Here is a 23,855-nt window from a genome sequence, read left to right on the forward strand (position 1 = left end):
CCAACAAGACGAGAACCTCTATGCAAAGCTTAACCTCTCTACTGGGCGCGATCCCTGCGCCTGATGAAAACGCGATGGCGCGCGCCCGGCTTCATATTGATGGTCTGCTGAAACCGCCCGGAAGCCTTGGACGCCTTGAAGATCTTGCCGTGCAGCTGGCGGGTATGCCCGGTCTTGAAGGTGTGCCGCAGGTGAAAAAAAAGGCGCTGCTGGTGATGTGCGCCGACCACGGCGTGTGGGACGAAGGGGTCGCCATTTCGCCAAAAGCGGTGACCGCGATTCAGGCGGCGAATATGACGCTGGGCAAAACCGGCGTTTGCGTACTGGCGGCGCAGGCGGGCGCGAAGGTGCACGTGATTGATGTTGGAATCGATGCCGAGCTGATACCGGGCGTCATCAACATGCGCGTGGCGCGCGGCTGCGGCAATATCGCCGTTGGTCCGGCAATGCGCCGCAGCCAGGCGGAAGAGCTGCTGCTGGAGGTGATGCGCTATACCCGGGGGCTGGCGGAGGATGGCGTCACGCTGTTTGGCGTCGGGGAGCTCGGAATGGCCAATACCACCCCGGCGGCGGCAATCGTCAGCGTCCTGACCGGCAGCGATGCCCAGGAGGTGGTGGGAATTGGCGCTAATCTGCCGTTGGCGAAGGTTGGCAATAAAGTTGAGGTGGTACGACGGGCCATCGCCGTTAACCGCCCCGATCCGCATGATGGTCTGGACGTGCTGGCAAAAGTGGGCGGTTTTGATTTATTGGGGATGACGGGTGTGATGCTGGGCGCGGCCTCCTGCGGTCTGCCGGTGGTGCTCGATGGCTTCCTCTCCTACGCAGCGGCGCTGGCGGCGTGCCGAATTGCGCCGCAGGTGAAACCCTATCTTATCCCGTCGCACTATTCGGCGGAGAAGGGGGCGCGTACGGCGCTGATGCATCTCGAGCTGGAGCCCTATCTGAATATGGGAATGCGTTTGGGAGAAGGCAGCGGCGCGGCGCTGGCGATGCCGATCGTTGAAGCGGCCTGCGCGATGTATCACGAAATGGGGATGCTGGCGGCGAGCAATATTGTGTTGCCGAAGGGCTGAGAAGGTGAGGGAGCGGCGCTTAGCCGTTCCCTGAATCAGGTATAAGATTTTGCGAATCGCAGAAACAAAAAAACACCCTTGAGGGTGTTTATGATGTTGGTTGCGGGGGCCGGATTTGAACCGACGACCTTCGGGTTATGAGCCCGACGAGCTACCAGGCTGCTCCACCCCGCGTCACCGTACTGCTTATATTGTCTTAAATTTTGATTGGTTGCGGGGGCCGGATTTGAACCGACGACCTTCGGGTTATGAGCCCGACGAGCTACCAGGCTGCTCCACCCCGCGTCACCGTACTGCTTGTACTTCATCAAATTTTAATTGGTTGCGGGGGCCAGATTTGAACTGACGACCTTCGGGTTATGAGCCCGACGAGCTACCAGGCTGCTCCACCCCGCGTCCGTGGAAGCGCACTATACTCCGCTAACGTTTTGATGCAACCCTTTTTGGCAGAAATCATCAATTTTGTAAAAAATGGTGCATATAGAATCACTTCCAGCCTATTTTTTGCGCAAAATTGCCTTTGCGGTACCTAAGCGCATTTCATTAGCCCTGGGGGTTTGTTATCTTCATCACGCACCCGGGCTTAGCAGCATAAAGAAGAGATACCATGAAAGGACGTTGGGCAAAATATGCAGTAACAGGCGCAATGCTGGCAATGCTGGCCGCTTGTTCCTCAAAACCGACCGATCGCGGTCAGCAGTATAATGAAGGTAAACTCACCCAGCCGTTTTCATTGGTTAACCAACCTGATGCGGTAGGTTCGCCGATCAACGCCGGCGATTTCTCCGAGCAGGTGAGACAGATTCGTAGCGCCTCTCCGCGCCTCTATACCAGCCAGAGCAACGTCTACAATGCGGTTCAGGAGTGGCTGCGTTCCGGCGGTGATACCCGTACGCTGAGCCAGTTTGGTATCGACGCCTGGCAGATGCAGGGAACGGATAACTACGGTAACGTCCAGTTTACCGGCTACTACACGCCGGTGGTTCAGGCGCGCCATACTCGCCAGGGTGAGTTCCAGTATCCGATTTACCGGATGCCGCCGAAGCGCGGCAAGCTGCCGTCCCGCGCCAGCATCTACGCCGGGGCTCTGAGCGACAACTACATCCTGGCCTACAGCAACTCGCTGATGGATAACTTCATCATGGACGTGCAGGGCAGCGGCTACATTGATTTTGGCGACGGCTCGCCGCTGAACTTCTTTAGCTATGCCGGGAAAAACGGCTGGCCCTATTACAGCATCGGTAAAGTGCTGATCGACCGCGGGGAAGTAAAGCGCGAAGATATGTCGATGCAGGCAATTCGCGAATGGGGCGAAAAGCACAGCGAGGCGGAAGTCCGCGAGCTGCTGGAGCAGAACCCGTCGTTCGTCTTCTTTAAACCGCAGTCCTTCGCGCCGGTGAAAGGCGCCAGCGCGGTGCCGCTGATCGGTCGCGCGTCGGTGGCCTCCGACCGTTCCATTGTTCCTGCAGGCACCACGCTGCTGGCGGAGGTGCCGCTGCTGGATAATAACGGTAAGTTTAACGGCCAGTACGAGCTGCGTTTAATGGTGGCACTTGATGTTGGCGGGGCGATTAAAGGCCAGCACTTCGATATTTACCAGGGCATTGGCCCGGATGCCGGGCACCGTGCCGGCTGGTATAACCACTATGGCCGCGTATGGGTGCTGAAAAACGCCCCGGGCGCAGGCAACGTCTTTAGCGGCTAGTGCTCACATTTTCCCCGGTCGCGCTGCGCTTACCGGGGCTACGGTCGCCTGAATAAGCCATTGACGACGTAATCCGGGAATATTTCCCGGAACGATGGCTGATTTTGTTGCCCGGGTAAGGCCCTTGCCTCGCGACCCGGGAATGTCCACTTATTTTGAGGTTATATGTCTGTTGTAATTAGCGATGCCTGGCGCCAGCGCTTTGGCGGCACGGCGCGTTTATATGGTGAAAAGGCGCTGCAATGTTTTGCCGACGCGCACGTCTGCGTGGTCGGCATCGGCGGCGTAGGCTCATGGGCGGCGGAAGCGCTGGCGAGAACCGGAATTGGCGCGATTACCCTCATCGATATGGATGATGTCTGCGTGACCAACACCAATCGCCAGATCCACGCCCTTGGCGGCAACGTAGGTCTGGCGAAAGCCGAGGTGATGGCGGAACGCATTCGCCTGATTAACCCCGAGTGCCGGGTGACGGTGGTGGACGATTTTATCACTCCGGAAAACGTCGCCGAGTATCTGGGCGTTGGCTTTAGCTATGTGATCGATGCCATCGACAGCGTGCGCCCGAAAGCGGCGTTAATCGCTTACTGTCGTCGCCATAAGGTGCCGCTGGTCACCACCGGCGGCGCGGGCGGACAAATCGATCCGACGCAAATTCAGGTCGCCGATCTGGCGAAAACCATCCAGGATCCGCTGGCGGCAAAGCTGCGTGAGCGTTTGAAGAGCCAGTTTGGGGTGGTGAAGAACAGCAAAGGTAAGCTCGGCGTGGATTGCGTGTTTTCCACCGAAGCGCTGGTTTATCCGCAGGCGGACGGCAGCGTTTGTGCGATGAAAAGCACCGCTGAGGGGCCGAAGCGAATGGATTGCGCATCCGGGTTTGGCGCCGCGACGATGGTAACCGCAACCTTTGGCTTTGTCGCCGTCTCCCATGCGCTGAAGAAAATGCTGGCGAAGGCGGAGCGGCAGACGGCGTAAATTCCCGGGTCGCGGCGCAGGCGCCTTACCCGGTCTACAAGACAATTCCCCGGAGGCGGTGCTGCGCACCTGGCCGGGCGACAAAACGGCACGAACCCGTAGCCCGGCAAGGCGCGTCAAGCGCCGCCCCCGGGATGAGCTTAAACCTCAACCTCGCGGGCGGCGGCGAGCACCGCCTCACTCAGGGCGTTGAGCCCCTGGCTGCGCGAGGCGCTCAGCTGGCCGCGCAGCCCCAGCGCATCAAATAGCGCCAGCGGATCCTGCGCCAGCAGATCAGCGGCGCTTTTGCCTTCAATGGCGGTCAACAGCACCGCCAGCATGCCGCGTACGATACGGCCTTCGCTATCGCCGAAGAAATGCAGCTTGCCGTCGACGTCAATGAAGTGTCCCAGCCAGACGCGGTTTTCACAACCGGCAATCTCTTTGGCCCGCGCTTTGAGGTCGTCCGGCAGCGCAGGGAGCTGCTTACCCAGTAAAATTAGCTGGCGGTATTTATCCTCCCACTGGCTGAGCGGGGTAAACGTCTGGAGAAGGGTCGCTTCGGTGACGCGGGTACCAAAAGGGTGAGAAGTCGTCATTAATCCACCAGTATTTCCAGAGCGCGGTCCACGGCGTGCACCAGCGCGTAAACATCGTCCTGCGTGTTATAAGGCGCGAATGAGGCCCGCAGGGTACCGCTGACGCCAAGCGCCGCCAGCAGCGGCTGAGCGCAGTGCTGACCGGCGCGCAGCGCAATCCCCGATTCCGCCAGCAGCGTCACCATATCGCTATGGTGAACGCCGTCAAAATCAAACGCCAGCAGGCTGGCGTCCTGGCAGCGGAACGAACGGAATCCCGGACGTTTCGCCAGCTCCTCTTCCGCCAGCGTCGCCAGCCCACGGCTCCAGTTTTCCGCCTGTGCGATATCCGTCTCGTCCAGCCACTCCAGCGCTGCGCTCAGGCCAATCACCCCGGCGATATTGGGCGTTCCCGCTTCGAAGCGCCAGGGCGCGGGCTGGGTTTTAAAGCCGTCGAAAGTGACTTCGGCGATCATTTTACCGCCGCCGAGCCACGGCGACATTTTCGCCAGCCGTTCGCTTTTGCCATACAGCGCGCCGATGCCGGTCGGCCCGTAGAGCTTATGGCCCGAAAAAGCATAAAAGTCGATATCCAGCGTCTGAACGTCCGCGGGGAAATGCACCGCCCCCTGCGCGCCGTCGACCATTACCACCATCCCGGCATCGTGGGCCAGGCGAATCGCCTGCGCCAAATCCGGACAACCGCCGGTGACGTTGGACATCTGGCCAATCGCCAGCACCCGGCTGCGCGGCGTGATGAGCGCGCCAAGCGCGGCCACGTCCGGCAGGCGATCGGGAGCGATCGGTAGCTTCACTATCCTCGCGCCGGTTTGCTCTGCAACCATTAACCACGGCACCAGATTGGCATGATGTTCCGCTTCGCTGACGATAATCTCATCGCCGGGCTTCAGGCGCGGGCGCACGTAGCATTGCGCCACCATGTTAATGGCTTCAGTGGTGCCGCGCGTCCAGACGATATCCTGGCCGGAAGGGGCGTTGAGCAGCGCCGCCACGCGTTCGCGCGCGTTTTCATAGCGGTCGGTTAGCTGCCGGGCGGCAGCAAACTGGCTACGGTGGACGTTACCGCCGCTGAGGCGATAGAACTGATCGCTGGCCTCAATGACCGCCAGCGGCTTGAGCGCCGTCGCTGCGCTATCAAGATAGACGCCAGCGTCGGCCAGCGCCGGAAACTGAGCGCGAAATTGGGCGGGGTTGAATGCGTTCATGAGACTCCTCGTATCGATACCAGGATCGTCGCGCAAATCAGCGGGTGATACAAGTTTTCTGCTAACTACTGGAATTTTCTGAATATGAATTCGCCGGCGTGAAAGATGGTTATGCTAAATAGTGTTGGGTTTGTGTTTTAACCTGGTACAGAACGAATCATAAACAGTATAAATAGTCGTAAGGAGAGAAAGATGAAAATGAATAAGACTGCCGCCATTATTTCTGCCTGTGTGCTGACCTTTGGCCTGAGCGCCTGTTCCTCTAACTACGTGATGCACACTAACGATGGGCGCACTATCGTCACCGACGGTAAACCGCAAACGGACAATGATACTGGCATGATTTCGTACAAAGATGCCTGGGGTAACAAGCAGCAGATTAACCGTTCTGACGTCAAACAGCTGGGCGAGCTGGATAACTGATTCAGGTATAGCAGGCAAAAAAAAGCACCGCGCAGTGCGGTGCTACATTAAATCACTATGGACAGACAGGGTAAATGTACAGGAAGTGAAAAGGGGTAGCTTCGCTACCATGGTCCGCAAACCCGGACCAATTGCAAACACAACAACACAACATCACAACCGTAAGCCAAAAGCTTGTTGGAACACGCATTCCAAAAAAAGCTCTTCGTTCCGGCTCAGGAAGTGCCGCCACTATAGGTATTTGCTGGTAGAAGCTCAACGGACAAATTATAATAGCTCAGATAAAAAAAACTAATAGGTTAACTGTTGTTTCCTATTTGTTAAATTGCCTTAACATCTAAGCCAGAATAACTATGTCCAAGCGTTTGCCACCTCTGAATGCATTACGTGTTTTTGATGCAGCCGCCCGCCACCTTAGCTTCACTCGCGCCGCCGATGAGCTTTTTGTGACGCAGGCCGCAGTCAGCCACCAAATCAAGTCCCTGGAGGATTTCCTCGGCCTCAAGCTGTTCCGTCGACGCAATCGTTCTCTTCTTTTAACGGAGGAGGGGCAGAGCTATTTTCAGGATATCAAAGAGATTTTTTCGCAGCTCACCGAAGCGACCCGCAAGCTTCAGGCCCGAAGCGCAAAAGGGGCCTTAACCGTCAGTATGCTCCCCAGTTTTGCCATCCAGTGGCTGGTGCCGAGGCTGACAAGCTTTAATTCAGCTTATCCGGGAATCGATGTCAGAATCCAGGCGGTAGACCGCCAGGAAGATAAGCTGGCCGACGATGTCGACGTGGCAATTTTTTATGGCCGCGGCAACTGGCCGGGGCTGCGCGTGGAAAAACTGTACGCCGAATATCTGCTTCCGGTATGTTCCCCGCTTTTACTTACCGGCGATAAAGCGTTGAAAACGCCTGCCGATCTGGCGCAACATACCCTGCTGCACGACGCTTCCCGCCGCGACTGGCAAACTTATACCCGTCAGCTGGGTCTAAACCATATCAATGTTCAACAGGGACCTATTTTTAGCCACAGCGCAATGGTGCTGCAGGCGGCAATCCATGGACAGGGGGTCGCGCTGGCCAACAATGTGATGGCGCAGTCCGAGATTGAGGCAGGCCGACTGGTCTGCCCGTTTAATGATGTTCTGGTCAGTAAGAATGCGTTTTATCTCGTTTGTCATGACAGTCAGGCAGAACTGGGTAAAATAGCCGCCTTCCGCCAGTGGATTCTGGCAAAAGCGGCTAATGAACAAGAAAAATTTCGCTTTCGTTATGAACAATAAATCATCGTAGGGTAAACACATGACCAGCCGTTTTATGCTGATATTCGCCGCGATAAGCGGTTTTATCTTTGTGGCTTTGGGCGCGTTTGGCGCGCACGTTTTAAGTAAAACGATGGGCGTTGCGGAAATGGGCTGGATCCACACCGGCCTGCAGTATCAGGCTTTCCATACGCTGGCTATTTTTGGCCTGGCGGTGGCGATGCAGCGCCGCATCAGCATCTGGTTTTACTGGAGCAGCGTCTTTATGGCGCTTGGTACCGTTCTTTTTAGCGGCAGCCTCTACTGCCTGGCGCTATCGCATTTACGCCTGTGGGCGTTCGTTACGCCGGTAGGGGGCGTCTGCTTCCTCGCCGGTTGGGTATTAATGTTAATTGGTGCAATTCGTCTGAAACGTAAGGGCGTTGTTCATGAATAAAGTTGTCCTCTATTGTCGCCCTGGGTTTGAGAAAGAGTGCGCAGCAGAAATTACCGATAAGGCCTCGCGCCTTGAAGTATTTGGTTTTGCCCGGGTCAAAGATGACTCCGGCTATGTGATTTTTGAGTGCTATCAGGCTGAAGATGGCGAAAAGCTGGTGCGCGAACTGCCGTTCAGCTCGCTGGTATTTGCCCGCCAGATGTTTGTGGTCGGCGAACTGCTGCGCGATCTGCCGCCGGAGGACAGGATTTCCCCAATCGTCGGTATGCTGCAGGGCGTCGTGGAAAAGGGCGGCGAGCTGCGCGTAGAGGTCGCCGATACCAACGAAAGCAAAGAGCTGATGAAGTTCTGCCGCAAGTTTACGGTACCGCTGCGCGCTGCGCTGCGCGAAGCGGGCGTGCTGACCAGCTATGAAACGACAAAACGTCCGGTGGTGCACGTTTTCTTTATCGCGCCGGGCTGCTGCTACACAGGCTATTCGTTGTCTAACAACAACTCACCGTTCTATATGGGCATTCCGCGCCTCAAGTTTCCGGCCGATGCGCCGAGCCGCTCGACTCTCAAGCTGGAAGAGGCGTTTCACGTCTTTATTCCGGCGGATGAGTGGGACGAGCGCCTGGCGAACGGTATGTACGCCGTGGATCTCGGCGCCTGCCCCGGCGGCTGGACCTATCAGCTGGTGAAACGCAATATGTGGGTCTCCTCGGTGGATAACGGCCCGATGGCGCAAAGCCTGATGGATACCGGCCAGGTGACCTGGCTGCGCGAAGATGGCTTCAAGTACCGCCCAACGCGCAACAACATCTCGTGGATGGTGTGCGATATGGTGGAGAAGCCGGCGAAAGTGGCTGCGCTGATGGCGCAGTGGCTGGTGAACGGCTGGTGCCGTGAAACCATCTTTAACCTTAAGCTGCCGATGAAAAAGCGCTATGAAGAGCTGTCGCGCAACCTGGCCTATATCCAGGAGCAGCTGGATGAGCACGGCATCAACGCGCAAATCCAGGCGCGCCAGCTGTATCACGATCGCGAAGAGGTGACGGTTCACGTTCGTCGCCTGTGGGCTGCCGTCGGCGGTCGCCGCGACGAACGCTAGTTTGCCCCTTTTGTAGGCCGGATAGGGTGTTAAGCCGCTATCCGGCGCTGCAATAGCCGTTACGACTGCGACACGTCCGAAACAATATGCGTCACATCATCCAGATGGCCAATTCGGGCCTCCCCTGAACGATTAAACTTGCTCTTATCAATCAGCAAAAGCGATTGCGAGGCGCGCTTAAGCAGCAGCGATTTGAACTCGGCGTTGACCGTATTTGAATCCCAGAGCGCGCCGCCGCTGTCGATACCTTCACAGGAAAAAATGAACAGATCGATCTCCAGCGATTTGAGCTGGGAGATAAGCGATGAACTCACGTAACAGCCGTATTTACGCTGAAGCGTCCCCCCGGAGCAGGTGAGCTGAATATTCTCTCGCTTACTTAGCTCCTGGCATATCGGCTGACTGTTGGTAAAAACGTGAAGGTTGAGATCAGGTAGCTGGCGAGCCAGGTACCAGCAGGTGGAACTGGCATCGAGGGCGATAACCATCCCTTCGTCTATCCAGGCCAGCGCCTCGCGGGCGATATCCGCTTTGTGCGCATAGTGGCTTTTTAAACGAATATGAAAAGGGTCGCCGCTGTCCTGGCTTTGCCGGTGAATGACTTTTGCCCGACCGTGGTTACGCAGTACTTTTCCCTGGGACTGAAGCTCGCTGAGATCGCGGCGGATGGTTTCTCTGCTGACGTTAAGCTGTAGCGATAAGGCTTCGGTGGTCAGACTATTATGGTTTATGAGCAGGTCTAGTATCGCTTGCTGTCGTGCCGCTTTCATTTTTCTCACCCTGGCGTTCGCTGAGCGCCCGCACCAGACGGGCGCTGCGGCATGAGATTACGGCGTTACTCCTTTTTTTAAAAGAATATTCCCGTACTTAGCGCGCTCACCTGTGATAACGATCGCAAAGGCTTTTTGCGCCCGCTCGTAGAAAGCAAAGCGGTCAATGCGGGCGATCTCAGGGCAGGGCGCGGCGGCGGAAAGCGCCTCGCGATAGCGCGTTTCGACCTGCGGGTCGAGGGTGTCGCCTTCCACGGCGGCCATCATCACCAACGGCGGAGCGTAGCTGTCTAACTCAAACAGCGGAATAATCGCCTGCAGCAGGTCGCTTACCCGCAGACCGTCGGCGCGAATGACCTGTGGACCCATGCTGTGCGCCGGGAAGTGGGCATCGGATAAGACGATCTCATCTCCGTGCCCCATTTCCGCCAGGACTTTCAGTAGCTCCGGCGATATTAACGGGGAAATCGTTTTTAGCATCTCATACTCCCTCAATCAGTTCGGGTTCGGTTTGCGGGTAAAAATAGCGATACTGATAGCTCACCTGCGCTCTGGCCTGTTCAGGGCTGTGGAATTCACCGACGCCGTACCAGCCAAACATGGCGGCGCCAGCCACGGTGGTTTCGGCGTCATCCAGTACTTTGACAGGCATATCGAGCGTATTGGCTTTGATCTGATTCCACAGCGCGTTGCGGCTACCGCCGCCGACCAGCAGCAGTTCGCTGGCGTTAAAATGGCCGATTTTTTGTAGCGTTTGCAGGTTACGCGCCAGCTGTTCGGCTAATCCTTCCAGCGCGGCGCGATAGAAATGGCCGCGAGTGGTATTCAGCGTGACGCCCTGCCAGCCCGCATTCCGGCAGGAGAGCAGATCGCACTGCATCCTTACCCCCTCAGAACCGGCGGGAATGACGCGCGCTTCTTCAATCAGCGTGCGCCACGGCGTTTCTGCCGTCCACAGCAGCTGGCGTACCCACTCCAGCACGCCTGAAGCCAGCCACTGCATACCGGGGTTATAGCATCCCGGCTGGCTATCCAGTTCGCAGGTCGATCCCGCATAGTGGCTGAGCAGCGGCGTATTCACCTGAACGCTACGCACCATCAAAATTTCCCACGTACCGGAAGAGAGCACCGGTTCATCCTGCTCCGCGCCGGCGCCAAACAGCGCGAACTGGGTATCGTGCCCGGCGGAGATAACCGGGATCCCGGCGGGTAATCCCAGCATCTTCGCGGCATCGTTTTGCAGGGTACCAATCTGCTGGCCCGCCTCCACCAGCCGGGGAAACAGGCGGCGCGGCAATCCCGTTGCCTGCAGAATCTGCGCGCTGAAATCTCGCTGGTGGATATCCAGCATCTGGCTGGTACCCGCCATGGTGATATCGGTCGTGAATTCCCCGGTCAGGCGCTGGTTGATCAGCGAGGAGATGAATAGCCAGGCATGGGCCTGCTCCAGCAGCTGCGGGTGGTTTTCTTGCAGCCATATCAGCTTATAGAGGGTGTTAAAACCAAATGCGCCGACGCCGGCGATCTGCTGGAGCTGCTGCGCGGGCATAAAGCGGCCGATATTGTCCATCACCGCTGCGGTTCGCGGGCATTTCCAGCTGATGACCGGATAGAGCAGCTTGCCCTGTTCATCCACCAGCGCGCCGTCCACGCCGAAGGTGGTGACCGTGATGCCGCGAACCGTGCAGGATGAGAGCGCATCGCCAATCTGCCGACAGCACTCGGCGAAGCGTTGCAGGATGGCCTCCAGCGACCACTGGTGCCATGCGCTGTTCTCCACGGCGATATCGCTGGCGTTAGCCGTTGCGGCGCGGGCGATAATATTCCCCTGGCGATCAACGGCAATCGCCCTGACGTTGGTGGCGCCGCAGTCGAGAACCAGGATGACTTCATTCTTCATAATCTCTCCCGAGACGTTGCCGGATGGCGGCGTAAACGCCTCATCCAGCCTACGGAGACGTTATCATCCGTAGGCCGAATAAGCGCAGCGCCATCAGGCATTTTTAACGTTTATACAGCGGGCCGTAGTTCTGGCAGGCGCGGTAATCCTGGCCTTCGCTATCCATCCCGTGCGCAGCCCAGCTGGACGGGCGGTAAATTTTCGCCTCTTCTACGTTATGCATGCATACCGGGATCCGCAGCATAGACGCCAGAGTGATAAAGTCGGCGCCAACGTGGCCGATGGTCAGCACGCCGTGGTTAGCGCCCCAGTTCGCCATCACCGAGTAGACGTCGGAGAACGGGCCCTTACCGGTCAGGCGCGGCGCAAACCAGGTGGTGGGCCAGGTGGAGTTGGTGCGGGCATCCAGCCGATCGTGCATCTCTTTCGGTAGTTCCACGCTCCAGCCTTCGGCGATTTGCAGAACCGGGCCAAGGCCTTTAATGATATTCACGCGAGTCATGGTAAAGGGCACGCCGCCTTCGGTCAGAAAGCGAGAGGAGAAGCCGCCGCCGCGGAAATATTCATGAATCGCCGGGCACCATTCGGTGGCGGCGAGGCAGGCGTCGGCCTCCTGCTGGCTGATTTCCCAGTGCGGCTTCATGGTTGGCTTGCCATCCGCATCGCGCTGTTTGCAGGCGCCGTCCAGCGCCGCCGAACCGGAGTTGATCAGATGGATAATGCCGTGTTCCGCCAGCCCGGTGAGCGGCTGGCCGGTGACGCGTTCTACCGCTTCCGGCGACCAGTAGGTACGCACGTCGGCAAACACCTGGGCGGTGCCGGTCAGCTGATGGCCCATCAGCATCGCCACGCCGTTGAGGCTGTCGTTTTCCGTGGCGACAACGAAGGGTTCGCGTACGCCATTCCAGTCGAACGAGCTGTTAAGCAGCGCTTCGGCGGTGTCGCCGTTAGGGTATTGATCGGTCCAGTGACGCTGGCCCTGGAAGCCTGCGGCAATGGCGTTGTAGCCCAGCGACTCTTCGACCAGTCCTTTTTCCGCCAGCTTCTTGTTGCCCTGCATCATGTCGCGAATGCACATCGCCATCAGCAGGCTCTCTTTGAGTACCGCGCGGCTCTGCTCGGCATTACGTTTATACTGCTGCGCGTTCTGGTCTTCGCCGTAGCGGAAGGTTTTATCCGCCCACGCCAGCGCCATTTCCAGCTCGCTTTCATCATAGATTTTCTGATCGATACGGCGGCGCAGTTCGGTCATATCCACCGCCTGGACCTTCATACCGAGCCAGGACTCGAAGAAGTTGTGATCGACGATAGAACCGGCGATTCCCATCGATACGCCGCCGACGGAAAGATAGCTTTTGCCCTTCATGCTGGCGACCGCTAAACCGGCGCGGGCAAAGCGCAGCAGTTTTTCTTCAACATCAGACGGAATGGAGGTGTCGTCGGCGTCCTGTACGTCGTGGCCGTATATCGAGAACGCCGGGATGCCCTTCTGGCTGTGAGCTGCCAGCGCTGCCGCAAGGTAAACCGCGCCTGGTCGCTCGGTGCCGTTAAAGCCCCAGATAGCTTTTGGCCGCATCGGGTCCATATCGATAGTTTCGCTGCCGTAGCACCAGCAGGGGGTGACGGTGATGGTGACGCCGACGTTCTGGCTGCTGAATTTCTCTTCGCAGGCGGCGGATTCTGCCATCCCTGCAATGCAGCTATCGGCGATGACGCACTCGATCTGCGCGCCGCAGGCGTGGCGCAGCTTTTCCGTAATCAGCGCAGCGGTAGCCTTCGCCATATTCATGGTTTGCTCTTCCAGCGACTCGCGTACCCCCATGCGGCGTCCATCGATCACCGGGCGAATGCCAATTTTCGGTAAACTGATTTTTTTCATTCCAGATCCCTCACGTTATGCGGATAAATGTTTAGTTAGCTGCCGTTTGCGAACGGAAACGGGCAAAGATGAAGATGACGGCAAAGCACAGCGCCGGTACCAGCTCGGCGGTAGGGATGTTGCCGGCGGCGTCGCTGACAAAGCCCATAACCGGAGTGACGATGCCGCCACCAATAATGGTCATGACGATAAACGAGGAGCCGTATTTGGTGTCCTGCCCCAGATTCTTGATGCCCAGCGAGAAGATGGTCGGATACTGAATCGACATAAAGGCGCTGCACAGCGTCAAGGCCAGCAGGCCCACATGGCCGCCGCTGAAAGCGGAGATCAGGCACAGGAGCATGGCGAGCAGGGCATAGGCCGCCAGCACTTTATGCGGCGCGAAGCGGCTGATGAGCCAGGTGCCGGAGAAACGGCCGATAAAGAAGCACACCATAGTGCCGGTCAAATAGTTGGCGGCGAAACCGGGCGTCATGCCGGGGATCTCTTCGATGGCGTAGCGAATCAGATAGCTCCAGCAGGCGGTTTGTGCGCCGACGTAGCAAAACTGCGCCAGCACCGCCCAGCGCCAGTGGCGAACGCGCACCAGGCGGGCAAGAGAAGCGGAGAAGGAACTCTGGTTGGCATCACTGTGGTCGTCGCTCTGCAGGGCCGGAAATTTGGTCAACATAATCAACAGAGCGACCAGTAAGACAACCGCGACGATGATCATATAGGGGGTTTGCACCGAGAGCACCAGGCTGTGCTTATAAGCGCTAAGCTGCTCCGGAGCCATTTTATCGAGTACATCCTGCGATTGATGCGGCACGTTAGACAAAATAAGGCTTTGCCCAAAGACCACCGCAATAATGGCGCCAAAAGAGTTAAAGGTCTGCGCCAGATTAAGCCGGAAGTGGCCGCCGCTTTCTGGCCCTAACACGGTAACAAAAGGGTTTGCTGCAGTTTCTAAACAGCCTAACCCCGCCGCAATAATAAACAGGCCGATCAGGAATAAGGTATAATTCATGACCTCGGCGGCGGGCCAGAATAGCGCGGCGCCAAAAGCGTATAAGAATAGCCCGGTAATAATGCCGGCTTTGTAACTGAGTTTTTTCATCAAGATCCCGGCCGGAATCGGAATAACAAAATAGCCAAAATAAAAAGCGGATTGAATCAAACCAGCCTGGAAGTTAGTTAAGGTAAAGGCTTGTTGAAATTGTGGTAATAAAATATCGTTAAGATTATTAGCGACCGCCCAAAGAAAAAATAGCGAGCACAGCAGGGCAAAGGGAATAATGTAGCGCTTGCTTTGCCCTGTCTCGACCGCATGAAAACTCTGCGTTTGTATCGTTGTGTTTCCCATAGCATCCTCATTGGTTCAGAAGCGTATTCAGCAGCCGGCTTTGCCCACCAGACCGCAAAAATCAGGTGAGTTCCTGTGACGAGAACGATGATGAAATAAACATCGCGGGATGAACTCATGAATTCATTTTCAAATAAAAAATGCCTTTTAATATGATGGCGGTCACACTAAGTATGCGGTGAGTGATTTTATGTGATTATCATCACTTTTATAATCAGGAAAACATGACCGTTTGAGAAAGATAATTCTAAAACCCACAGAACGAATGCCCGATTTAATTTATAATGTGGAAAACGGTCAGTTGTTAACATTATCGGTAAAATGACCGTTTTTAAATCTATTGATGATAACGGGCATTTTTTCACAACGTAAAAATGAGCAAACGGTTTTTTTAAGCTGAAATAAGTGAGGGGTATCACAGAACCAGTGGATGTAAATTCCTTTCTGATTATTCGGGATGATGATGGTGAGCAATTATTTGAGTTATTCAACAGCGTCGGCGCGCCATGCCCGGCGAGCGGTCTGTTGTCGTATTGCGCATTATTAAGAGAGGTAAAGAATGGAACGTAATAGACTGGCCCGGCAGATTATTGATACCTGCCTGGAGATGACCCGCCTGGGGTTAAATCAGGGGACGGCAGGCAACGTAAGCGTGCGGTACCAGGGGGGGATGCTGATCACACCAACCGGTATACCTTATGAAAAGCTGACGGAAGCGCACATTGTTTATATCGATGCTGAAGGTCAGCATGAACAGGGCAAACTGCCGTCCAGCGAGTGGCGTTTTCATATGGCGGCTTATCAGACGCGTCCTGATGCTCATGCGGTGGTGCATAATCATGCGGTTCACTGCACGGCGGTATCGATCCTCAATCGTCCCATTCCCGCCATTCACTATATGATTGCGGCGGCCGGCGGTAACTCCATTCCTTGCGCACCCTATGCCACTTTTGGTACTCGTGAGCTGTCTGAACACGTGGCCGTGGCGTTGAAAAATCGCAAAGCGACCCTGCTGCAGCACCATGGCCTGATCGCTTGTGAAGAGAATCTGGAAAAGGCCCTGTGGCTGGCGCATGAAGTTGAGGTACTGGCGCAGCTCTATCTCAGCACCCTGGCCATCATCGATCCGGTTCCGGTGCTTGATGATGAGGCTATCGCCATCGTGCTGGAGAAATTCAAAACCTACGGATTGCGTATCGAAGAGTGATCTCGTAAGCGAACGTTTCTGCCGGCTGCAGTGTACAGATTCACCGCCGTCTGCGGTTGGGTAACCCCCACCATTCACCGCCGTCTGCGACTGGGTAACCCGGACAGATGCGCAGCATCGCCTCCGGGAAATTCAGCCACGGTGTACTTTGGTCCCGGGGGCGGCGCTTGACGCGCCTTGCCCGGGCTACAGGTACTCCGCCGTCTGCGGGCCGGTAGTCCCCACGGTTTACCGCCGTCTGCGGTTGGGTAGCCCGGACAGATGCGCAGCATCGCCTCCGGGAAATTCAGCCACGGTGCACTTTGGTCCCGGGGGCGGCGCTTGACGCGCCTTGCCCGGGCTACAGGTATTCCGCCGTCTGCGGGCCGGTAGTCCCCACGGTTTACCGCCGTCTGCGGTTGGGTAGCCCCCACCATTCACCGCCGTCTGCGATTGGGTAGCCCGGACAGATGCGCAGCATCGCCTCCGGGAAGCTGTGTGCTCCGTAGCCTGATGCTATCGTGCCAGCCGCAGCTGCTGCAGGTTGCCATCCAGCTGTAAATCGGTTTGCAGGCGCGCGATTTCCCGGCAGGTGAAGGCCATCTCTTTGTGTTCTTCCAGCTTTTTACGCCACTTCTCCGGCACGTCCGCCAGCCGGGCGTAGATCCCTTCCAGATCCTGAAAATCGGTTAATAACTGGGCTGCGCTTTTGGGCCCAATGCCCGCCACGCCGGGAACCCTGGAGCTGCTGATGCCCGCCAGCCCCCAGTAGTCGGGTAGCTGCTCCGGCGTCACGCCGAACTCTTTGGCGATAAACGGCGCGTCGAGCCAGCGTTTCTGGAAATAGTCGCGGATGCGGATCGTCGGCGACAGCAGCTGGCAGTAGCCTTTGTCGGTTGAAACGATGGTCGCCTGGTGCCCGGCCTGCGCCACCTTAACCGCCAGAGTCGCGGCAAGATCGTCGGCTTCGCTGCCGCTGAGCGCCCAGCAACGAAACCCGCGCTGCTCAAATGCCGCCCGCAGCGCCGGCATTTCCGCCTCGAGGGTTTCCGGCATCGGCGCGCGCCCGGCTTTATAATCGGGCAGGCGCTGGTGCCGCCAGCCGTGGCCGCGATCTTCGTCATCAAATACCGCCACCACGTGGGTCGGCTGGCTATGGAGCACCAGCTGCTCGAGGGCATGTAAGCAGGTATCGACGCAGGGTGAACCCTGCACCGCGTGGATGCGGCGAATCAGATTAAGTGCGTCGACGATGAGTAAATGAACGGCCACGATTCTCCCCTTAAAGCCTGGCCCATCAGGCTATTTTATTTGCTGGTTTGACGCCGGGCAGTGCGCAAAAGCCTCACGTACTACCTCTACGCTCCGGCTTCTGCACGCTCTTCGGGCCAAACTGTCTGCAACGATGATGCCTGGTGGGTTAGGTTCCTGTTCTCAATGCTTTTTAGGGTAACATCGCCGCGCCGATGAGGCTATTGGCGCCTGTAAAATCAGGAAGATGACTCGCAGTTTCCGGCTAATCGACGTGCATCAGCAGGCCGAGATCGCTATTGGTGGCTTCGCCGTACCACACGGCTTCGCGCACTGAAACCGGTTTGTTGATAAGGCCCAGCGCGTAAAACCGATCGGCGATACTTTGCTGGGCGCGAATCACTTTAAGGTCCATTGTGCGCGGGCGATGGCTGCGGCGCGCCAGGGCTCGGGTCAGAGAAGCGGCGTTAAGACCCAGCTCGGCGGAGAGCAGCTCCGCGGCTTTTTCCCGATGCTGGTCGATAAACTGCCCGGTCTGCGCCAGCTCGGCGAATAGCCGCTGCATAATATCGCTATTGCGGCTGGCGTAGTCGCGGCGCGACAGATAGAACTGATGGTTGTTGACGCGCCCCTCGCCGCTGGCTACTACCCGTAATTCGCCGCTATCTTCCGCGTCGCTAAGCAGCGGATCCCACATCATCCAGGCGTCTACCGCCAGGTAGTCGCTGGCGGTCAGCGGATATTTTGGCGGAATATAGACCACTTTAACGTCGTTTAATCCCAGCCCAGCCTCTTCCAGAATATGCAGCAGCAGCCAGTGCACGTTCGAACCTTTATTCAGCGCGATACGCTTGCCGCGCAGGTCGGCAATGGTGCGAATGTCGCTGTGCTGTGGGACGACCATGGCCACGCTTTGCGGCGCGGGCGGTTCCCAGGCGACGTAGACCAGCTCGCTATTATTGGCCTGAGCGAAAACCGGCGGTGCTTCGCCGGTGGTGCCAAAGTCGATTTCATCGCAGGCCAGCGCGTGCAGGAGCTGCGGCCCGGCGGGAAACTCGCTCCACAGCACGCTGACGCCGCGGCTGGCAAAGGCTTTCTCCAGACTTTGCCGCGCCTTCAGAATGCCAAGATTGCCAAAACGCTGGAAGCCGATGCGCAGTTCCCGATCGCGAGAAACGTTATTGACCGCCGCTCCGAAGAGGGGTTCCTGGCGGCGGCGGCTTTTAATGATGCCAAAATTGGCCAGCTGCGTGCGCAGCGTGTGGCGGCTAATGCCGAGCAGCGCTGCGGCCTGGCTTTGGTTATCGTCGCATTGCGCCATCGCGCCGCGAATCAACGCCCCGGTGACCCTTTCCCACAGCGGCTCGCCCGGCAGGGAGAGTTGATGACGAATAAAGTCGTCCAGTTCGTTATCGCTTACCGCCGGTGAGGCGTCGCTTAGGGTGGTTAACCGGAGCTGAGCGGGGGCGATCTCCTCTTCTTTACTCAGCAATACCGCATTATGCAGAGTGTTCTCAAGTTCGCGAATATTGCCCGGCCAGGGGTACTCCATCAGCCTTGCCAGCGTCTCCGGGGCCAGACGACGAACCGGCCGACCCAGGCGGCGGGCGTAGAGCGTAAGGAAATGGTCCGCCAGAACGGGAATATCCTGGCGGCGCTGGCGCAGCGGCGGCAGCGGGACGATGGCGATATTCAGGCGATAGTAGAGGTCTTCGCGGAAACGACGCTCGCGGATAGCCTGCATCAGGTCTACGTGGGTGGCGGCGATCACCCGGACATCGACCTTAATCGCTTTACGCGAGCCGACGCGGGTAATTTCGCGTTCCTGCAGGACGCGCAAGAGCTTCACCTGGAGCGCCAGGCTAAGTTCGCCGATTTCATCCAGCAGCAGCGTGCCGCCGTCTGCCGCTTCGAACCAGCCGGGATGGCTTTGCACCGCGCCGGTAAACGCGCCTTTTTCATGGCCGAACAGCTCCGCTTCCGCCAGGCTTTCGCTGAGCGCGCCGCAGTTAACGGCGAGAAACGGCCGCTGACGACGCGGACTATGATGATGCAGATAGCGGGCGACAACCTCTTTACCAGTACCGGTTTCGCCGACGATCAGCACGGTCGCTTCGGTGGGGGCCAGTTTATCCAGCAGGCTCTGAAAGGCTTTTGACGCCGGATCGATGAGCGCGGGCGTGGCGGCTGGGGTTTGCGGATTCAGCATGGGTGACCTCCGGTATGTGATGTCTTGAACTTATCCTGTGCCGGAGACGGAAACCAGAGGGCAAACCTGTCGTGCTGCTGCAAAGGCGGCAGCCTGAACGCATTGGCTGCTGCATTTGCGACAGCGTTATAAAACTAACTTTTATTTAACTCCATGATTTAAATATGTAAATTTTTTATTCACCATTGGCATGATTATCGCTAACACTCATATAACCAAATTAAAACATCTCTTCGATAAATATCGGATATGGTTATATAGGAAATGGATAATGACGCAAAAAACCGACGATAAAATCAATGTGTTCTGGTTTCTGCCTACCCACGGCGATGGCCGCTATCTGGGTACCGCAGAAGGCGGCCGCCCGGTTGACCTGCCTTACCTGCAGCAGGTGGCGCTGGCGGCCGACAGTCTCGGCTACTACGGGGTGCTGATCCCGACGGGGAAAAGCTGTGAAGACTCATGGCTGGTGGCATCGGCCCTGGCGCCGCTGACCCGCCGCCTGCGCTATCTGGTGGCCGTTCGTCCTGGCCTGCAGCCGCCAACGCTGGCGGCGAGAATGGCGGCGACGCTTGATCGCCTGTCGGGCGGCCGGCTGCTGATTAACGTCGTTACCGGTGGCGATCCGGTGGAGAACAAAGGCGACGGCATTTTCCTCAGCCACGGCGAACGCTATCAGGTGACCCGCGAATTTCTCGACGTCTACTCGCGCCTGCTGCAAGGTGAAAAGGTGGACTATCGCGGTGAGCATATCCACGTGGAAGGCGCTGAAGTGCTGTTTCCACCGGTGCAGGAAAACGGCCCGCCGCTTTACTTTGGCGGATCGTCCGAGGAGGCCATCGACGTCGCCGCCGATCAAATTGATACCTACCTGACCTGGGGCGAGCCGCCGGCGCTGGTGGCCGAAAAGCTGGCTGTGGTGCGCGAGCGCGCCGCCGCCCGGGGCCGTACGCTGCAGTACGGGATTCGTTTGCACGTGATTGTCCGCGAAACCGAAGAAGAGGCGTGGGCCGCCGCCGATCGGCTGATTTCTCATCTTGACGACGAGACTATCGCCCAGGCGCAGAAAATTTTTGCCCGTATGGACTCTACCGGCCAGGCGCGAATGAGTTCGCTGCATAAAGGATCGCGCGACAATCTGCGTATTGCCCCGAATCTGTGGGCGGGCGTGGGGCTGGTGCGCGGCGGGGCCGGAACGGCGCTGGTTGGCAATCCGCAGCAGGTAGCAGAACGCATCCGTGAATATCAGGCACTCGGTATCACCAACTTTATCTTCTCCGGCTATCCGCATCTGGAAGAGGCCCATCGCTTTGCCGACCTGGTCATGCCGTTATTGCCGCTGGCAGGCCATGAGCAGCCGAAGGCGCGTAGCGTCAATACCGGCCCGTTCGGCGAAACTATCGGCGGCGATAAACGTCCGGTGAAACAGGTGAGCGCAAGCTGAGGGGGACCGTATGTTGCACAGGTTTCTGAAGGCGGTGGGCTATGCAAACTGAACCGCACGTGGTGATTGTCGGCGGCGGATTTAGCGGCGCGGCGGTGGCGATTCATCTCCTGCGCCTGGCGCCGGTTGGCGTGCGGGTCACGCTGCTGGAGCCGCGAGAGGTGCCCGGCGCGGGCGTGGCCTACTCCACGACCGAACCGAGTCACAGAATCAACGTTCCCGCCGCGCGAATGCAGCTTGCCGGTGAAGAGGAGGGCGCGTTCGATCGCTGGTACCGCAGCCAGCCTGCTTTTGCAGAAGATCCGCAGGCGCTGCTGGAGGATGGCGCGGTTTATCCGCAGCGCGGTCAGTTTGGCCGCTACGTCGCCCAGCGTTTCGCCGAGGAGGCGCGCGCCAGCGCAGGGCGGCTGACGCATCTGCGCGAGCAGGCGCTGAGCATTCATCATGGCGAGGTCGTTACCGACAGCGGTCGGCGACTGTCGGCCGATCTACTGGTGCTGGCCATTAGCCATCCGCCCCCCTCTCTGCCGACGCTGACGATGCCGTTTGCGACTCATCCGGCGCTCATTGCTAATCCCTGGCGAGCGGGCGTGCTTGAAGCTATCGCACCGGAAGCGAGCGTCGCGATCGTGGGCACCGGCCTGACGATGGCGGATACCGTTGCCACCCTGACGCGGCTGGGCCATCGGGGGCCGATAACCGCATTTTCACGCCGCGGGCTGCTGTCCCGCAGCAACCTGAGCGGCAGCGGTGACCCCTGGCCAGGCGAATACGATCGCGGATCGCTGCGCCAGCGGCTGCGGCAGATCCGCGAGGATATCGCTCGCGCGGAGCAGCAGGGGCTGGCCTGGCAGGTGGTGATGGACGCGGTACGTAATCAGGGACAACGCATCTGGCAGGGGCTGACGGTCGCCGATCGCCAGCGCTTCTTGCGTCATTTGCGCAGCTACTGGGACGTTCACCGCTACCGTATCGCTCCGCAGGTCGCCGGGGTTATTGAGCAGCGCCAGCGCGACGGCAGCCTGCGGGTGCTGGCGGCCCGGCTGACGGCGCTGGAAGGCGATGCGCAAAGGCTGACGTTAACCCTGGCGCTCCGGTACGGTGAAGCACAGCGGGTGAGCGCTGACCACGTTATTTTAACCACCGGCCCGGCGCACGGGGCGCTGACCGATAGCCAGCCGCTGCTGCGCCAGCTAAGCCAGGATGGGCTGATTCGCGCCGACGCGTTCGGCCTCGGCCTGGACGTCGATCTTCGCTCGCGAGCCATTGGCCGGGAAGGGCAAGCTAATCCCAAACTACTGGTTTCCGGCCCTGCCGCGCGGGCCCGCTTCGGAGAGCTGATGGGGCTACCGCAGGTGGCTGACCATGCCGCTGACGTGGCCGCCGAAGCGCTGCAGACTCTGGGCGTCAAACAATCCGTCCGATGTCCGGCGTTCTGAACGCCTTTTATCCCCTGATTCCCTTAACTGATTATGCGCGCGGCCCGACAGCGGGGCGCGCCGTGGAGAAGCGCTATGTCATCACAACGTGAAATTCGTCTGAACGCTTTTGATATGAACTGCGTCGGCCATCAGTCGCCGGGGCTGTGGGCCCATCCGCGCGACCGCTCCTGGCAGTATAAAGACCTCGAATATTGGGTCGACCTGGCGCGTCTGCTGGAGCGCGGCAAGTTTGACGGGCTGTTTATCGCCGATGTGCTGGGCGTCTATGATGTACTGAACGGCAACGGCGATGCGGCGATCCGCCAGGCGGCGCAGGTGCCCGTCAACGATCCGCTGGCGCTGATTACGCCGATGGCGCTGGTGACGGAGCATCTGGGATTCGGCCTGACCGCTTCGCTCTCCTTTGAGCATCCCTATCCGTTCGCCCGCCGTCTTTCGACCCTCGACCATCTGACGAAGGGGCGGGTGGGCTGGAATATCGTGACCTCCTATCTGGAGAGCGGGGCGCGGAACATTGGGCAAAAAGCGCAGACCGACCATGACGCCCGCTACGACTACGCCGATGAATACCTGGAGGTGGTCTATAAACTGCTGGAAGGCAGCTGGGAAGACGGCGCGGTGCTGCGCGACAGGGAGCGCAAGATCTTCAGCGATCCGCGAAAAATTCATCCGATCAACCATCAGGGGAACTTCTTCTCGGTACCGGGGATCCACCTTTGTGAGCCGTCGCCGCAGCGTACGCCGGTGCTCTATCAGGCGGGCGCCTCCAGCCGCGGCAAGCAGTTCGCCGCCGGCCACGCGGAGTGCGTATTTGTCGGCGCGCCGTCGAAGGTACTGCTGAAAAAGACGGTGGCGGATATTCGCCGTCGCGCCGAGGAAGCCGGGCGCGATCCGCGCAGCATCCTGATCTTCAATATGCAGACGGTCATCGTCGGCGAAACCGACCGTGAAGCCCAGGCTAAATGGCAGGAGTATAAACCGTACGTCAGCTACGAAGGGGCGCTGGCGCTGCTCTCCGGCTGGACCGGTATCGACCTTGGCCAGTATCAGCCGGACCAGGTGCTGGAGTATCTGCATACCAATGCGATTCAGTCGATGGTGGAGGCGTTTTCCACTGCCGATCCGAACAGCCAGTGGACCGTGCAGAAGCTGGCGGACTGGGCGGGAATTGGCGGCTTCGGGCCGCTGGTGGTCGGCAGTCCACAGACGGTCGCCGATGAGCTGCAGTCCTGGGTCGAAGAGACCGACGTCGATGGGTTTAATCTCGCCTATGCGGTGACCCACGAAACCTTCCGCGACGTGGTGGATTTACTGGTCCCGGAGCTGCAAAAGCGCGGCGTGTTTAAGCAGGAGTATCGCGAAGGAACCCTGCGCGAGAAGCTGTTCGGCGCCGGCCCGCGGCTGGCTGCGCCGCATCCGGGTGCAGGTTATCGCCACGGCGCGCGGGTGGCGGTCGGGAGCGAAGAGAAGGTGAGTTAATTTTGCTGGTCCCCCTCTCCCCGAAGGGCGGGGGACTGAACTGTGGGGCGGTAGGTTTTTCCCGGAGGCGGCGCTTGACGCGCCTGTCCGTATATGGACACCTCCCGTTATGCAAGCCATCTCTGCATTTTGTGTAACGGGGTAAGTTGCGTTCGTATATCCGGCCTCTCTTACGATACCGTCGTATCCGGGCCATGATGTTATCTGCGCAT

General features: G+C 58.4%; 20 protein-coding genes and 3 tRNA genes. 11 read left to right on the forward strand and 12 right to left on the reverse strand.

The genetic code is table 11. The features are described 5' to 3' along the window. Positions 1 to 20 precede the first annotated feature (20 nt). Positions 21 to 1,076 (forward strand): nicotinate-nucleotide--dimethylbenzimidazole phosphoribosyltransferase, encoded by a 1,056-nt coding sequence (gene cobT, locus ACSIPU_RS26775; RefSeq protein ID WP_004105084.1) that lies wholly within the window; start codon positions 21 to 23, stop codon positions 1,074 to 1,076. A 97-nt stretch (positions 1,077 to 1,173) separates the two neighbouring features. Here the strand turns inward: cobT and ACSIPU_RS26780 are convergent. The 3 genes from ACSIPU_RS26780 to ACSIPU_RS26790 form a co-directional block, all read right to left on the reverse strand. Then, positions 1,174 to 1,250, reverse strand: a tRNA-Met gene (locus tag ACSIPU_RS26780). 34 nt (positions 1,251 to 1,284) lie between these two features. After that, a tRNA-Met gene (locus tag ACSIPU_RS26785) sits at positions 1,285 to 1,361 on the reverse strand. A gap of 34 nt (positions 1,362 to 1,395) precedes the next feature. Continuing rightward, a tRNA-Met gene (locus tag ACSIPU_RS26790) sits at positions 1,396 to 1,472 on the reverse strand. Between the two features lie 211 nt (positions 1,473 to 1,683). Here ACSIPU_RS26790 and mltA point away from each other — a divergent pair. Both mltA and tcdA read left to right on the forward strand, forming a co-directional pair. Beyond that, positions 1,684 to 2,781 (forward strand): murein transglycosylase A, encoded by a 1,098-nt coding sequence (gene mltA / locus ACSIPU_RS26795; protein WP_004105083.1) that lies wholly within the window; start codon positions 1,684 to 1,686, stop codon positions 2,779 to 2,781. A gap of 165 nt (positions 2,782 to 2,946) precedes the next feature. After that, positions 2,947 to 3,756 carry a tRNA cyclic N6-threonylcarbamoyladenosine(37) synthase TcdA gene (tcdA, locus tag ACSIPU_RS26800; protein WP_004105082.1) on the forward strand — a complete coding sequence of 270 codons (810 nt, stop codon included), beginning with the start codon at positions 2,947 to 2,949 and terminating at the stop codon, positions 3,754 to 3,756. A gap of 140 nt (positions 3,757 to 3,896) precedes the next feature. Here tcdA and csdE read toward each other — a convergent pair whose 3' ends face one another. After that, a complete protein-coding gene (gene csdE / locus ACSIPU_RS26805) occupies positions 3,897 to 4,334 on the reverse strand; it encodes a cysteine desulfurase sulfur acceptor subunit CsdE (RefSeq protein WP_004105080.1) in 438 nt (145 codons plus the stop codon). After that, entirely contained in the window at positions 4,334 to 5,539 is a 1,206-nt protein-coding gene (csdA, locus tag ACSIPU_RS26810; protein WP_004105078.1) for a cysteine desulfurase CsdA, read from the reverse strand. The genes csdE and csdA overlap by 1 nt, the downstream gene beginning before the upstream one ends. A gap of 198 nt (positions 5,540 to 5,737) precedes the next feature. Here csdA and ACSIPU_RS26815 point away from each other — a divergent pair, with 198 nt between their 5' ends. The 4 genes from ACSIPU_RS26815 (at position 5,738) to rlmM (ending at position 8,741) form a co-directional block, all read left to right on the forward strand. Then, on the forward strand, positions 5,738 to 5,962 hold the full coding sequence (locus ACSIPU_RS26815; RefSeq protein ID WP_024274638.1) for a YgdI/YgdR family lipoprotein: 225 nt from the start codon (positions 5,738 to 5,740) through the stop codon (positions 5,960 to 5,962). Between the two features lie 353 nt (positions 5,963 to 6,315). Further along, positions 6,316 to 7,233 carry a glycine cleavage system transcriptional regulator GcvA gene (gene gcvA / locus ACSIPU_RS26820; RefSeq protein WP_004114967.1) on the forward strand — a complete coding sequence of 306 codons (918 nt, stop codon included), beginning with the start codon at positions 6,316 to 6,318 and terminating at the stop codon, positions 7,231 to 7,233. 19 nt (positions 7,234 to 7,252) lie between these two features. Further along, on the forward strand, positions 7,253 to 7,648 hold the full coding sequence (locus ACSIPU_RS26825) for a DUF423 domain-containing protein (RefSeq protein WP_004105073.1): 396 nt from the start codon (positions 7,253 to 7,255) through the stop codon (positions 7,646 to 7,648). After that, entirely contained in the window at positions 7,641 to 8,741 is a 1,101-nt protein-coding gene (gene rlmM, locus ACSIPU_RS26830) for a 23S rRNA (cytidine(2498)-2'-O)-methyltransferase RlmM (RefSeq protein WP_004114964.1), read from the forward strand. Before ACSIPU_RS26825 ends, rlmM begins: the two co-directional genes overlap by 8 nt. Positions 8,742 to 8,800: 59 nt before the next feature. Here rlmM and fucR read toward each other — a convergent pair whose 3' ends face one another. From fucR to fucP, 5 genes are all read right to left on the reverse strand, one after another. Further along, the gene (gene fucR / locus ACSIPU_RS26835; RefSeq protein ID WP_004105071.1) at positions 8,801 to 9,511 is read right to left on the reverse strand and encodes an L-fucose operon activator; all 711 of its coding nucleotides are present in this window, start codon (positions 9,509 to 9,511) and stop codon (positions 8,801 to 8,803) included. Between the two features lie 57 nt (positions 9,512 to 9,568). Next, entirely contained in the window at positions 9,569 to 9,991 is a 423-nt protein-coding gene (gene fucU / locus ACSIPU_RS26840) for an L-fucose mutarotase (RefSeq protein WP_004105070.1), read from the reverse strand. Position 9,992: 1 nt separating this feature from the next. After that, the gene (fucK, locus tag ACSIPU_RS26845; protein ID WP_024274637.1) at positions 9,993 to 11,411 is read right to left on the reverse strand and encodes an L-fuculokinase; all 1,419 of its coding nucleotides are present in this window, start codon (positions 11,409 to 11,411) and stop codon (positions 9,993 to 9,995) included. 103 nt (positions 11,412 to 11,514) lie between these two features. Further along, positions 11,515 to 13,290 carry an L-fucose isomerase gene (gene fucI / locus ACSIPU_RS26850; RefSeq protein WP_023321544.1) on the reverse strand — a complete coding sequence of 592 codons (1,776 nt, stop codon included), beginning with the start codon at positions 13,288 to 13,290 and terminating at the stop codon, positions 11,515 to 11,517. Between the two features lie 31 nt (positions 13,291 to 13,321). Continuing rightward, positions 13,322 to 14,632, reverse strand: a complete 1,311-nt coding sequence (gene fucP, locus ACSIPU_RS26855) for an L-fucose:H+ symporter permease (RefSeq protein ID WP_004105064.1) — start codon at positions 14,630 to 14,632, stop codon at positions 13,322 to 13,324. A gap of 559 nt (positions 14,633 to 15,191) precedes the next feature. Between fucP and fucA the strand changes: the two genes are divergently transcribed. Further along, positions 15,192 to 15,839, forward strand: coding sequence for an L-fuculose-phosphate aldolase (gene fucA, locus ACSIPU_RS26860; protein WP_004114950.1), 648 nt, complete (start codon positions 15,192 to 15,194; stop codon positions 15,837 to 15,839). 495 nt (positions 15,840 to 16,334) lie between these two features. On the opposite strand, the gene xni is transcribed toward fucA, so the two are convergent. Together xni and ACSIPU_RS26870 are read right to left on the reverse strand one after the other, a co-directional pair. Then, positions 16,335 to 17,090, reverse strand: a complete 756-nt coding sequence (xni, locus tag ACSIPU_RS26865; RefSeq protein WP_004105061.1) for a flap endonuclease Xni — start codon at positions 17,088 to 17,090, stop codon at positions 16,335 to 16,337. Between the two features lie 244 nt (positions 17,091 to 17,334). Next, on the reverse strand, positions 17,335 to 19,278 hold the full coding sequence (locus ACSIPU_RS26870; RefSeq protein ID WP_004105059.1) for a sigma-54-dependent Fis family transcriptional regulator: 1,944 nt from the start codon (positions 19,276 to 19,278) through the stop codon (positions 17,335 to 17,337). 271 nt (positions 19,279 to 19,549) lie between these two features. Between ACSIPU_RS26870 and ssuD the strand changes: the two genes are divergently transcribed. The 3 genes from ssuD to ACSIPU_RS26885 all read left to right on the forward strand — a co-directional run bounded on the left by ssuD (position 19,550) and on the right by ACSIPU_RS26885 (position 23,643). Continuing rightward, entirely contained in the window at positions 19,550 to 20,722 is a 1,173-nt protein-coding gene (gene ssuD, locus ACSIPU_RS26875; protein WP_004105057.1) for an FMNH2-dependent alkanesulfonate monooxygenase, read from the forward strand. Positions 20,723 to 20,763: 41 nt separating this feature from the next. Beyond that, positions 20,764 to 22,161: an FAD/NAD(P)-binding protein gene (locus tag ACSIPU_RS26880; RefSeq protein ID WP_024274635.1), complete on the forward strand. Its 1,398-nt coding sequence runs from the start codon at positions 20,764 to 20,766 to the stop codon at positions 22,159 to 22,161. Between the two features lie 75 nt (positions 22,162 to 22,236). After that, the gene (locus tag ACSIPU_RS26885; protein WP_004105053.1) at positions 22,237 to 23,643 is read left to right on the forward strand and encodes an LLM class flavin-dependent oxidoreductase; all 1,407 of its coding nucleotides are present in this window, start codon (positions 22,237 to 22,239) and stop codon (positions 23,641 to 23,643) included. The last annotated feature ends 212 nt before the right edge of the window (positions 23,644 to 23,855 follow it).

This window comes from Klebsiella sp. HN106, assembly GCF_051209435.1.
Taxonomy (GTDB): domain Bacteria; phylum Pseudomonadota; class Gammaproteobacteria; order Enterobacterales; family Enterobacteriaceae; genus Klebsiella; species Klebsiella oxytoca.